This is a genomic window from Flavobacterium sp. T50_26 (assembly GCF_057652995.1).
Genome location: NZ_JBYFCC010000009.1, coordinates 41710 through 54345, shown reverse-complemented (window position 1 = coordinate 54345; position 12636 = coordinate 41710). Strand labels below are relative to the sequence as shown.

The following is a 12636-nucleotide window of genomic DNA, read 5'->3' as shown; positions in this document are numbered from 1 at the left end:
TGCGAAAATACAATTATCTGGGAAATAATTATAAAGAATTTAATATATTTTGTGGATTTTTTATGTAGTAAAAAATAATGACGATGAATAAAGAAGAATATTCGCTTTTATGCTTGCATAAAAGGTTGTTCAATCTTAATCGGAATAGTCAATTATCATTTTTACTAATTCGATTTTTTTGTTCGAAGCTTCTTCAATTAAGAACTGAAATTTATCAATTTCAATTATATCACCTTTTTGCGGAATTTCCTTCACATGATCTACAATAAATCCACCCAAAGTGGAATATGAATTATCTTCTGGAATGTTTAATTTGTATACTTCATTAATATATTCAACATCTAAACGAGTTGAAAATCTAAATTCTTTTTCACTCAATTGTTCTTCAATAAGTGTTTCATCAGAATCGTGTTCATCTTCAATTTCTCCAAAAAGTTCTTCTACAATATCTTCAATGGTAATCATCCCGGAAGTTCCGCCATATTCATCTAACACAATAGCAACACTTTTTCTTTTTTTGGTTAAGAGGTTCATCACATCTTTGATAAACATTGTCTCGGGAACAAATTCTACCGGAATCATGACAGATTTGATTGTTCTGGGTTTTCGAAATAATTCAAATGAGTGCACATAACCAATTATATCATCTAATGAGGATTGAAAAACCATTACTTTAGAAAAACCTGTTTCAATAAAAAGTGTTTTTAATTCTTTAACCGAATCATGAATTTCTACAGCAGAAATTTCGGTTCTAGGAATCATAATATCTCGAGCTTTAACACCGGAAAACTCTAAAGCATTTTGAAACATTTGAATTTCAGAATCGACGGTATTGTGATCTTCTACAGAATTCATTTGTTCTGAAATAAAATTTCCTAATTCTACTTTACTAAAGAAAAGTTGTGCCTCATCTCCTTCGGTTTTGAAGAGTTTTCTAAGAAAAAAATCTGAAATCCAAATTACGAAAGAAGATATATAATAAAGCAATTGATAAAAAGCGTAAGCCGGAACAGCAAAAATCTTAATAAAAGTATTTGCATAAATTTGAAAAAACACTTTTGGCAAAAATTCTGCTGTAATTAAAATGATTACAGTAGAAATCAACGTTTGAATAAGTAGAATTTTAAATGGCAAATCATCATTGTTTATGTACTCCGGATAAATTAGTTTGATGATTAAATCGCCCATTGTAAATCCGTAAATAACCAATGTAATATTGTTTCCAACTAACATTGAGGCAATAAATTTAGACGGATTTTGGGTGATTTTGGTTAAAATTTTTGGAACAAAACCGTCTTGTAATTTTTCAATACCGAGGTAAACTTTATTAGAAGAAACAAATGCGATTTCCATTCCGGAAAAAAACGCCGAAAGCAGTAAACAAATTAAAATTATACTGATTTCCATGAGGTTTTATTTTTTGTTTCGATTGTCCATTTTATTCAAAAACCGTCTTCTAAAAAAGAACATAAAAATGGCCATCGCTGCAAAAAAGAACATTAACCACGGACTTTTTTCTTCAGAATTCAAATTAGCAAATCCTTGATATATAAAAAATCCGGCTGCAAAAAGATAAAAATATTGAATGTATTTTAAGTAAGTCATGTCTGTTGTTTGTTATCGGTTGTTGGTTGTCTGTTCACTGAGAACAATTAATTCAAACTAATTTATTCTGCTTCGTTAATTACACCGGAAACTTTTTGAAAGTTTATTCGTTTAAAATCTTTACTAAAATCTAAACCATCACCTTGTGTTTCACCTTTATTGGGGTCTGTAAATTTAAACTTTTTTTCTGTAAAAAACCATTCGCTCTTTTGGTCATAATACAATTGTTCGGTTTCTAGATATTGACCTCCTTCAGATGTCATTCTTACATTGCCTTGCATATCGATAATTTCCGTTCCATCAAATTTAATAGCATAATCAGACCTGATATAATTTTTTTTGCCATTTTGATCAAACAATGTTACTTCTATTCCTTTAGGAAACTCTGTAAATGGATAAAGAACGGTTCCATAATTCAACATTTTCGGACTTACCATTATTGCTTTAATTCTGCCGGAATCGGTATATTTAAGATTAACAGAATCTGCTTCGCCGGAAGCCATAAATTCTGAAACATTGATTCGTTGAATATCTTTAAAATTGCTTTGGCAACCAAAAAACAATGTCACAGTAAAAACTGTGACACTGATATTGATTATTTTATGCATGCGAAGCATAGACTATAAATTAGGAACTGTAACGCTTCTTCCTACCCAACAACTAAAGCGGATAGATTGTCCAGCTCTGCCGGCTGAGTGAATATCAGCTTTTGATGGAGCTAATTTTTCATAGGATGCTGCTGCTGCATTTCCAGCTGCGGTTCCTGACTTTCTTGCAGTTTGAGCGGCTAACCAATAAATGGCTCTTTTTTCAAAAGGATCATTCCCACAATCGTTTGCACTATTTGCATAAAGTTGTGCGATAAACACATGTGCTTCACCAAAAGATGGTTTTGCTGCTAATGCTTTTTCTGCATAAGATCTTGCTTGCGATTTGTTGCTACTTCCGTAGATATTTCTAGCAATTGTGTAATAAACAGTTGCTTTTTTGGTATTGTCTTTTTGCAATTCTGCCGATTGATTAAAATACTCTAATGCTTTTGCTGTATTCTTTTTGTTATAAAAAGAAACACCTAAATTATAAGCAGACTCTGCAGTTGGGTTTAAAGCATGCAATGCATCTGAAATTTTTGAAAACAACGGATCTGAAGCACATCCTTTTTTGTCTAAACGATCTGCCGCTCTTCTTAACCATTCTGCATCACCTTTTTTCTCTTCAAAACTTCCTCCTAAAAATGGAACCAAGCGATCACAAGTTGATAACTGAGCGATTTTGGCATCCATGCTTGTTCTAATGGTTTGAAAAGCATCTAGGTTGATTTGATTTGCATTTTTAACGCTGGCTTCTTTTTTTGTTAACTCTGTACCAGCTTCTTCTTTTTGCAAAATTGCATCTAATTCGTCAGAAAGCTTTTTCTCTTCTTCATCAATTTTGTCAGATATCTCATCGTACTTGTTGAATAAATCTTGAAGTTTGATTCCTTTTTTACCTGCTTCAAAATCGTTTACATATATTTCAAAATAAACATATAAAGCTTTTGCGTTTGAAAAGTTTGCTCTATCATTTTTAAAAGCATCCTCTACCAATTGATACACTTCATCTGGAGTTCCAACATTGTTTTCGAATAAAGCCATTGATTTTCTCACTTTATTTCCTTTATTATTATTAGGAAAATGCGTGTCGTATTCACCATACATTTTTATCAAATCACGAACTTCTGTTTCTTTTTCAGCAGGAGTTTTAGCATTTTCAATTCGATAATTTAAGATTTGCTCTCCTCTGATGTAAATTGCTTCGTGAAAAGAAGCACAGTTTTTACGAGTATACATCCATGGTTCATAGGCTGCTGCAAAGTCTTTTGCTTTACAAAGCTCATTAAAAATGGATAATTTTTCTGCACAATCAGCGGCGTTCTGAGCCTTTCCATTCATCATTCCTATTAGAAACGCAAATACAATAATTAATTTAGTTTTCATAGTTATAAAATTTCTGTATTATTCATATTTTCTTTTAACAAACCATCTATCATTTAATGATAAACTTATATGCACATTGGAATAGTTTTCTTCAATTAGACCTGCATTCGTTGTTCCTCTTTTACCAAATTCAAATCCTACATTGATATTTGAAAAACTTCCTCCAAGTGGTAGACCTAAACCAAAAGTTATGCCATAATTATTTATTGACTCATTGTTTATGATCAAACCTGTGTTTTCATAGTTAAATCCGGCTCTATAAGTTACTCTTTCTAAGTACTTATTAAACGAATTATAATTTGGAATATAATATCCGCCTAAGCTAAATTTTGTTGAATTTTCATAATCAACATTATCAATATCATTAAAACGATTACCAAAATTACTTGATTGTTGCATTGTAAATTCGGTTCCAATCATCCATTTTCGCACTTCTCCAATTCCAACTCCAAACACAAATTTTGATGGCAATTTGAGTTTAGAAGTACTTGTTTGAGTAATTCCTTCTTCTTGCGGCACAAAGTTAAAATTTTCTGCCACTAAAACTGTAGTTATATTTCTTTCATTATCAATATTCAAAGAACTTTCCGGAGAATAGGCCATACTTCCAAAAAGAGTCATTTTTTCGGTTATTTTTCGGTTATACATCATTCCAAAATTGAAATTTACACCATTAACTCTACTAGAATTTAATTCTCTTGTTCCGTACTGAACAATGGGAATAAAATCGATTGAATTAGTTGATATGCTCCCAAAATTATAATTTATATCGGCACCAATGCTCAAATTGTCAGTAATTTTATATCCCAAACCACCAAAAAATCTGTTTACACCACCTTCTCCAAAATATCTTGAACTGGTTTGTGATGTATCTTCGTTAGCGTTTTCAATTTTATACCCAACTGAAGAAAAAGGAAGAAGACCAAGAGCCGCTCCAAACTTTTTTGATATAGGCATTGCAACAACTAGATAATCTATAGTTGTTCGGGTTGCATTTTCAGATTGTGTTTCTGTCTTTAATTTTACATTGTTATAATTTGCACCAATTGTAAATGTAGTGAATTTTAAATGTGAAAAAGAGGCTGGGTTTTGTAAATTTACATGAATAGAATCGCTAAAAACACTGACACCACCCATTGAACGATTTTCTACAGCACCTTTAAATTTGACATCTCCAATTCCATAAAAAGAATAGGGTGAAGAAGTTCCCTCCTGAGCCCAGCTAATTGCTGAAAAAAATAAGCAAAAGCTTATTAGAATTTTTTTAATCATTTTCGATTTTATATTGAAAAAATTGGTTCAAACTTTCCAAAAGGAAATTTGAATTGGCAAATATGGTATTTTTTAATCTTTTTGCCAAAAAAACAGTGTCTCCTCCCGTTAAAATTATGGTAAAGTTTTTATTTTCCTGTTTATAACGGTCTATAAAGCCATCGATTTCAGAGATTATTCCGTTTACCACTCCGGAATGAATGGATTGATTTGTTGAATTTCCTATTAAACTTTCGGGTTCTTCAAATGTCAGTAACGGCAATTTTGCTGTGAATTGATGCAAAGATTCATACCGAAGCCTAAATCCTGGTGAAATTGCTCCGCCCCAATAGTTATTATTTTCATCAACAAAGTCATAGGTTATGCAAGTTCCTGCATCAATAATTAACCGATTTTGATTGGGAAATAACAGCGTTGCACCGGTTGCAAGGATCATTCTATCAATTCCCAATGTTTTTGGTGTGGCATAGTTGTTTTGGAAAGGAAAAGAATCAAGATGGGAAACAACATGAACATTTGTCTTTTTTGAAAATGATTTTAAATCGAAATTCAAGCCTTTTCCAACAGAAGAAACAATTAAATCAGTGATTTTTGGATATACTGAAAAAATATTTTGAATTTTATTTTCAGCTTCTTTGTCGGTAAACACAAACAACTCAATGAGTGTATCACCCTCATAAACAGCACATTTTATTCGTGTATTTCCTATATCAACAACTAAAACCATACTTTATATTTCTGTGGACGAAGGTACGAATAGATTTTTTTTAATAATTGTTTTGTATAAAATAAAAATCGTTCTATATTTGCACCCGCAATCAACAAGCAGTAATGCTTTAAATTGTTAAAAGGTACCTTAGCTCAGATGGTAGAGCAATGGACTGAAAATCCATGTGTCCCTGGTTCGATCCCTGGAGGTACCACTTAAACCCGAATAGAAATATTCGGGTTTTTTGTTTTTTTATTATATTCTGATTTAATCCGTTTTTATCGAATCTTTCACTGTTTGAGGTTTCAATTCATCAGAAACACTTGGAGTTATTGTCTTGACTTCGGGTTTTACTAACTCCATTCCTTCCAAATATTCAGTTTCTTCTAAATCTTCAGTTTTTTTTCCTACTCCAATTTCTGGATTCTCTTGAGTTCCGGTGACTTTTATTGGTATTCCGATGATTCCTAATGGTGGAAGACCGATTCGGATTTTCAAATTAATTTTTCCGTCAAAACTGGTTTCGCCTTCAATTCTAGGTCTAAATCCGGCTGCTTTGAATTTGAAACGTTCAATTTTAATTAAATTATTTTTTACTGTTGTTTTGATATCTATTTTGGAAATAGCAGGATCTTTCAGAGCATCTGTTTCGGTTTTTTGACTAACTACATTGAATAGTTTAAATCCTTTCATCTTTACATTTTTCACAGAAAGTGTTCCTCCTCCAACTAACGAAGGAAAAACAGGCGTCATGTTCCCATCTAATTTTCCTGCAATTTTATAATCTAATGAAACTATTCCCTCTGCATATTCTGCCGCAGAAGCCATTTCACGAAATAGTGCAATTTCATTATAAGCTCGTTTTATGTCGAAATCGGAAGCTTTAATTTTATAATCAAAATCAGCTCGGGTAGCCGTTTCATGAAAATAAACCGCATCCATATTCACTTTTGTGCCAATTAAAGAAAAAGTAGTGTTTTGCAGAGACAATTTTCCTTGGTTGATAGTTACTTTTCCACTCAAATTTTCAATATTCAAATCATCAAAATTGATTTTTTTTACGTTAGCATTAAGAGTAAAATCAAATTTAGATGGAATTACAATCACACCATTTTGAGTTGTACTATCAGGTTCTTCATGCGTTTCATTGGCAAAAGCCATGAATTCATTTGCTTGAATAAAATCGGAATCAACAGAAAAACTGCCTTTTAAAATTTCATTGTCAGAAAGAGCAAAATTGATGACATTTTGCATGTACCCATTCATTTTAAAATCAGACTGCCCGTAGGATGCGATAAAATTATTGAAATTCATTTTGTCCTGATTAAACAAAAACAACCCTTCATTGATTATAAATGATTTTGGTAAAAATTCTGAATTAATTTTAATTTGTTTGAGTTCAAGTGTTCCTTTATTATTCAAATTAGCGTATTTTCCATTTGTTGCATCACTTTGTTTGCCCTGAAAAGCCACATCCATTTTGGCAGAACCGGTCACGCCTACTCCTTTTTGCGAAAATACTTTGTATATTTTTTCAATATCTAATTCGCCTTTTGCTTTGATATCATAAACAATATCGTCAAAGTTTTTAAGCGATGCATACACATCAATGGGTTTTCCTTCAAACTCTAATTTTGCAGGAGAAATCAATAAAGCCAAGTCGTTAAGTTCACCAGTTTCATTATTTGCCAAAGCTTTAAATTGTATGTTTTTTATAGGATTTGGATAATAAAGTGACTTTACAAAACCATTTTTAAGTTCTAAATTACCTTTTGTTATTGGAAATTTTTTAAGTTGCTTGTTGTATTCTCCTTTGGAAACTATGTTGGCAGAAAAACTTCCTTTTAAATCCATATTTTCTATTCCTAAAGCCTGATCTAATTTGGCTAAATCTAATTTTGATCGAATTCTGGCATCAATCTTTGGACTTGACAAACCCTTAACTTTTAGATTTCCGTTGAAAAAATCTTTTCCAACATCAAAGTAGATGGAATCTATTTTTAAAACCAGCTTTTCTGTATCTAAAGAAGGTAATTTTGTGTCAAAATTCAGAAAAATATTCTCCGCAGGAAATGGTGTTTTGTTGTATGAGATAAATCCATCTCTAATTTTCATATTAAAGTGAATATCCGGTTTTTTATTTTCCTCTGCAATGTATTTCCCTTTTAACGAAAAAAGCAAATCAGTTTTTCCTTTGATGTTTGCTTTGGTTAGCCAAGTAATGAATTGCGGTGGCAAGGCCGTAAAAAAATCATTAAGTTTACTGTTTTGTGATTTCACATTAAAATCTAAATCGTAACCATTTTTTAAGAAGTCAAGTTTTCCTTTAAATTCAACGGGAAGTTTGTTAATTTTGAGGTTATTTTCTTCAAAAATTAAGGCAAAAGAGTTGGTGTTTATTTTTGTAATGAGTTCGGCGTTTACATTTTTATTTATTAAATATTCTTCATTATTAAACGAAAAATCAAAACCTGCAATTTGAGCATTTGTTTTTAGATCGAATACAGATTCATGCAAATCTCCTTTTCCCACATAATTGAAATCTTTGGCTTTGATAAGCATTTTAGCAGATTGGTCATCATAAACCAACCGCATTTTTTTGATGTCAATACGCTCTAATTTAATAGAAGCAGAAGTTGAATCTTTTGACTCTTCTTTGCTTTCTGAAATATATACATTATAATTGGGCTGCCCTTTTTTGTTAACTTTTACATTGATAAATCCATTTGACACAAAAATTTTATCAATTTTAATCTTCTCACCAAAAAAAATTGATTTTACATTAATTCCGAATGCAATTTCTCTGGCAGAAATTAACGTATCTTTTTCAAACGGAGCTGAACCTTTTAACAAAAAATCTTCCAATGATAGTGTTAGAGAAGGAAAATGAGTAAAAAAGGAAAGATTTGTTTCTTTGAAACTTAATTCTCCATTAAGCTTTTCGTTTGCAAATGATTTAACTTTATTGGTTATAGTTTCTGGAAAAAGTGTAGGCATTAGAACCAGTAATAACAATAAAATGGCTATGGTAATTCCTATTCTTTTTAGAACTTTTAAAACGGTTGTTTTAATTGGCTTTTTCATAGCACGAAATTAAAATATTCAAATCTAATTTACAATAGCTCTAAAAAAACAAAAAACCCAGCTAAATAACTGGGTTTAATGGCATTGTAATATAATTAACTAACTCTAAATATTAATTTTTAAGTAATTTCATTGTTTTTTCACTTCCGTTTTGATCGGCAGCTTTAACAAAATATATTCCTTTGTTTAAATCCGTAACATCAAAAGAATAATTATTATCAAACGAATTGTTGAATGATTTTACCAATTGTCCTGTTACAGAGTAAATTTCAACTTTTGTTGTTGCAACTGAAATAGTAAACGAATTAGAAGTTGGGTTTGGAGCCAACGTTACGTTTGTATTCATTTCAAAATTATTGGTTGACAAGGTTGAAGGTTGATTTCCGTATACTCGAAATTGACCTGGTTGAAGATTGATAGGTGTTGTAGCATTTGTTACATTAATTGGTGTATCATCCATTAGGTTATACCAAGTTCCAAGTGATGGAAAACTAGGGTTAATGTTTTCTGTATTAACTGAGAAGTTTGCTAAAATTACCACTCTGTTAAGTTGACCAGATAAAGATAAATCCTCTATATAAATTCTTTGTTTACTATTGTTTCCATCAGGACTAATTGCATATTGACCATTGAATACTGGTTCATTGATTTTCAATTTAATCATTCTGGACCAATCATCATAAATAGCTGTTCTTCGTGGGTCTGAAAGCCAATTTTCTGACCATTGAACTTGTGGTTTTGAATCTAATTTACAATCGCCTGGTGGGGTACCTCCTTCATCATTAACTGTTCCGTTTTCACAAGTATAGATAGATTGATTGTTTCCGAGTTCTCCGAAATGCCAAATCATTTTTGGCCCTGGCACTAATATGCTAGTTGCTCCAATGGCTCCCATTCTGGCTAGAGCATTATTTAAGTTTCCGCTAACAGGTGCAGAACCACTGTTGCTTCCGTATGTAATAGCTTCATACATCATACGATCTTTGTCATGACTTTCTGGATATCCGATTAAACGTTTACCAGCGAAACCTCTGCTTACATGCCCCATTCTGTTGATGTTTTGGCCTGTATAACCCATGGCAAGTTCTTTGTATTGTGTGAACATTTCGCCCCACATTAAAATACCTTTACCTTCATTTAATTTATAATTTGCCCATTGTTGTTCTTCTCCGTCAGAACCTAGATGTTCAAAAATCACGATGTGATTAGAATCTAAACTCCATGAATAATCTGCATAGTCTTTTAAAACCTGTACTCTATCAGGCTGAGTGGAATTGGTGCAGCCTTCATCACCAGCGGTACAATTTTGTGTAAACCCTTTGGTTAAATCCCAACGGAAACCATCGATTTTAAATTCTTCAATCCATTGTTGAATAACTCTTCTTGTGTAGTATTGTGTTAATGCGGACTGATGATTAAAATCGTCGCCAACACTATAACTATGTCTTGCGGTTGTATTGAAATATGGATTATCTGTTGCTGGAGGTCCCCAACCATCGCCATCTGGGTCACTCATCCACATTCTTACTCCCGGATTTCGACCAAACGCATGGTTCAATGCAACATCTAAAATAACTGCTATTCCATTTTGGTGACATACATCAACCAATTCTTTAAATTTTGCAGGAGTTCCATAGAATTTATCTAAAGCTAAATGGAATGAGGTATTATATCCCCAGCTTTTATTACCTTCAAATTCCATGACCGGCATAAATTGGATTGCATTAATCCCTAAATCTTTAAAATAATCTATTTTATCAATAAAATCTTGGTAACTTTGATCAGCATCAAAATCTCTTACTAAAACTTCATATACGACTAAATTATCTTTATTTGGTTTTACAAAATTTAAGGTAGCATCACTCCAGTTGTATGGTGTTTGACCTGTTTGTAAAACGGTAACTTCTCTTTGCTGATTTGGAGCTATTGTATTATAATCTGGCAAATTAGGAAATTTACCTAAAGCAATAATTTCTTCATCATCAAAAGGCGATAAAACTAAGGTTGAATAAAGGTCTGCCGTTTTAACAATTCTCGGTGAGTTGGCAGGTACACTTGTATTATCACAAACCCAATATTGATAAGCATAAAAAGTTCCAGGATTTAAACCATTAATTTCAAGCCAAAATTTACCACTTGTAGGATCTTTTTTCATGGCATAATTAGAATTTGGTTCCCAATTATTAAAATTACCTGCAACATATACAAAGTCTTTATTTGGAGCAGAAAGCACTAACGTTGCTTTGGTTAAATCTGAATCATTATAATTAATACCATCTTGTAAATTAGACGGCAATGCTTCACTTAAAGGGTTAATCGTTTTAATTGCAGAAAAATTATAAGTTTTTGTTGAACCGCTTTGTGTAACCGCCAAAGTATAATTGTTTATGTTTTCTGCAGAAGCATCTGAAAAAATATAACTTGGGCTTCCCGAACTAGCCGGCAAGTTATTTTGTGTATTTATGACCGTTCCGTTTCTTGTTAATACATAATTTGCTGCACTACCAGTATGTCTTGCTGAAACAGTATAGGAAGTTGTAAAAAGCTGTGTTCCTCCAGCCACAATGTTATTTAACAATGTAACTTGAAACGAGCCAACATTTAGCACAATATCTTGTGACTTTTTATTACCTGTTCCGTCTTTTGCTTTAATTAAAAAGCCAACTTTTGCAACTTCTGTACTTCCAAAAAAGTTAAAGACACCTGGATTGTAAGTAAATGAATAAGTGTCATTTGAAGAATTATAGGTCATCAGTTTACTGTTGTCTGAATTTTCCCAAATTCCATTTCCGGAATAAGGAATGTTAGCATTTGAGCTATTTAAAGCCCAAACCCAGGCATATAATTGATTGTTTGCAACTCCCCAGGTTCCTTCATTTATTGATGAACCATTTACTGTTATAGTCAATGCGTCTGTTCCTTCGAAAGTAGGTGATGGATTTATAGAATATGTTACTGTTTGTTGTTGAGCAAAAACGCAAACTGGCAAGGTTAATAAAAATAGTAAAATCTTTTTCATAGTTCAAATTTTATTAAATATTTTCGGAGTTATTGCAATTCATTGATAGTGCTTTTATTTATTTCTACAAATTAGATTTTAAACTAAGCTTAAAAGGAAGCCTTCATTATTAAATCATTATTCGTAAAATTTATTTATTGCCCTCTTTTCAACAAATTACAACAGCTCCGAAAATTAATATAGTTTTTTTTTATTGTAAAGTCATAGTATAACTTTTAGGCTGAATTCCATCAGAAGCTTCAGTTCCAAAATTTACTTTAATAAGATATGTTCCTGGGACAGTTACAGGAATATCTGCTCCGCCTAACTCCATTATTGAATCATTACCATTATCTCCATAATTAGTTGTCCAGCTATCATCCAATCTAAATTTGAATGCACCTTCGATTAATGGCATCGTTATGTAATAAATTTTGGTGCCCAAATCATAGTCTAAATTAGTATCAGAATCCCAACCTGTTGGTGTAGCACTTCCGATTATACCCCAATTTGGCCAAGCTGGATAAGGTGTTAAAGTGATTGTGAAATGATTTGAATACTGTGGAGTACTAACTCCGGTTGTTCCAACAGTAGACTTTATTCTAACATCAATACTACTTTCCGTAAATGGAACAAAACCAGCATCTAAAGCTGCTTGATTTAATTCGCCAACAGTGAACTCTTTGAATTTGGTGGTTGAATTAGCTACAACGGTTGGTGATTCGAAATTTGTTCCTGCTGCATCAAATTCAATAGCATAATTCACTACGGTAGACGTTCCTGTGTATGCTGCATAGTCCCAAACAAAAGATGTAGCAAAATCGCTTGCATTTTCATTTTCAAGAACCATTGAAAAGCCATCTCCAGGTGATTGTAAAACAGGTGCAACATCTGTGTTAATAGATTCTCTTTCTGTATCGGCAACATCATCTGTACATGACAGCGTAAAGAGACCAATACTTAGAATTAGAAATTTTAATATATTTTTCATA

The 12636-nt window shown here is 32.1% G+C and carries 9 protein-coding genes and 1 tRNA gene; 1 reads left to right on the top strand and 9 read right to left on the bottom strand.

The window, feature by feature from the left end; all coding sequences use genetic code 11:
* Window positions 1–135: 135 nt before the first annotated feature.
* The 6 genes from AC23MC_RS06940 to AC23MC_RS06915 form a co-directional block, all read right to left on the bottom strand.
* Entirely contained in the window at window positions 136–1407 is a 1272-nt protein-coding gene (locus AC23MC_RS06940; RefSeq protein ID WP_487567677.1) for a hemolysin family protein, read from the bottom strand.
* A 6-nt stretch (window positions 1408–1413) separates the two neighbouring features.
* Window positions 1414–1605: a hypothetical protein gene (locus tag AC23MC_RS06935; protein ID WP_487567676.1), complete on the bottom strand. Its 192-nt coding sequence runs from the start codon at window positions 1603–1605 to the stop codon at window positions 1414–1416.
* A 62-nt stretch (window positions 1606–1667) separates the two neighbouring features.
* On the bottom strand, window positions 1668–2213 hold the full coding sequence (gene lptC / locus AC23MC_RS06930; RefSeq protein WP_487567675.1) for an LPS export ABC transporter periplasmic protein LptC: 546 nt from the start codon (window positions 2211–2213) through the stop codon (window positions 1668–1670).
* A gap of 12 nt (window positions 2214–2225) precedes the next feature.
* Complete coding sequence (locus AC23MC_RS06925; protein WP_487567674.1) at window positions 2226–3581, bottom strand: tetratricopeptide repeat protein; 1356 nt, start codon at window positions 3579–3581, stop codon at window positions 2226–2228.
* A gap of 18 nt (window positions 3582–3599) precedes the next feature.
* Window positions 3600–4853: a BamG family beta-barrel-assembly machinery protein gene (bamG, locus tag AC23MC_RS06920; protein WP_487567673.1), complete on the bottom strand. Its 1254-nt coding sequence runs from the start codon at window positions 4851–4853 to the stop codon at window positions 3600–3602.
* On the bottom strand, window positions 4846–5580 hold the full coding sequence (locus tag AC23MC_RS06915; protein WP_487567672.1) for a type III pantothenate kinase: 735 nt from the start codon (window positions 5578–5580) through the stop codon (window positions 4846–4848). Before AC23MC_RS06915 ends, bamG begins: the two co-directional genes overlap by 8 nt.
* A 123-nt stretch (window positions 5581–5703) precedes the next feature.
* Between AC23MC_RS06915 and AC23MC_RS06910 the strand changes: the two genes are divergently transcribed.
* Window positions 5704–5776, top strand: a tRNA-Phe gene (locus AC23MC_RS06910).
* A 53-nt stretch (window positions 5777–5829) separates the two neighbouring features.
* On the opposite strand, the gene AC23MC_RS06905 is transcribed toward AC23MC_RS06910, so the two are convergent.
* The 3 genes from AC23MC_RS06905 to AC23MC_RS06895 all read right to left on the bottom strand — a co-directional run bounded on the left by AC23MC_RS06905 (window position 5830) and on the right by AC23MC_RS06895 (window position 12635).
* Window positions 5830–8646: an AsmA family protein gene (locus AC23MC_RS06905; protein ID WP_487567671.1), complete on the bottom strand. Its 2817-nt coding sequence runs from the start codon at window positions 8644–8646 to the stop codon at window positions 5830–5832.
* 112 nt (window positions 8647–8758) lie between these two features.
* Complete coding sequence (locus tag AC23MC_RS06900; protein WP_487567670.1) at window positions 8759–11665, bottom strand: alpha-amylase family glycosyl hydrolase; 2907 nt, start codon at window positions 11663–11665, stop codon at window positions 8759–8761.
* 190 nt (window positions 11666–11855) lie between these two features.
* Window positions 11856–12635, bottom strand: a complete 780-nt coding sequence (locus tag AC23MC_RS06895; protein ID WP_487567669.1) for a SusE domain-containing protein — start codon at window positions 12633–12635, stop codon at window positions 11856–11858.
* Window position 12636: the final 1 nt, after the last annotated feature.

Bases quoted from the DNA above. Each gene is read 5' to 3' on its own strand.
- AC23MC_RS06940 (WP_487567677.1), bottom strand. From the start codon at position 1,407: ATGGAAATCAGTATAATTTTAATTTGTTTACTGCTTTCGGCGTTTTTT.
- AC23MC_RS06935 (WP_487567676.1), bottom strand. From the start codon at position 1,605: ATGACTTACTTAAAATACATTCAATATTTTTATCTTTTTGCAGCCGGA.
- lptC (WP_487567675.1), bottom strand. From the start codon at position 2,213: ATGCATAAAATAATCAATATCAGTGTCACAGTTTTTACTGTGACATTG.
- AC23MC_RS06925 (WP_487567674.1), bottom strand. From the start codon at position 3,581: ATGAAAACTAAATTAATTATTGTATTTGCGTTTCTAATAGGAATGATG.
- bamG (WP_487567673.1), bottom strand. From the start codon at position 4,853: ATGATTAAAAAAATTCTAATAAGCTTTTGCTTATTTTTTTCAGCAATT.
- AC23MC_RS06915 (WP_487567672.1), bottom strand. From the start codon at position 5,580: ATGGTTTTAGTTGTTGATATAGGAAATACACGAATAAAATGTGCTGTT.
- AC23MC_RS06905 (WP_487567671.1), bottom strand. From the start codon at position 8,646: ATGAAAAAGCCAATTAAAACAACCGTTTTAAAAGTTCTAAAAAGAATA.
- AC23MC_RS06900 (WP_487567670.1), bottom strand. From the start codon at position 11,665: ATGAAAAAGATTTTACTATTTTTATTAACCTTGCCAGTTTGCGTTTTT.
- AC23MC_RS06895 (WP_487567669.1), bottom strand. From the start codon at position 12,635: ATGAAAAATATATTAAAATTTCTAATTCTAAGTATTGGTCTCTTTACG.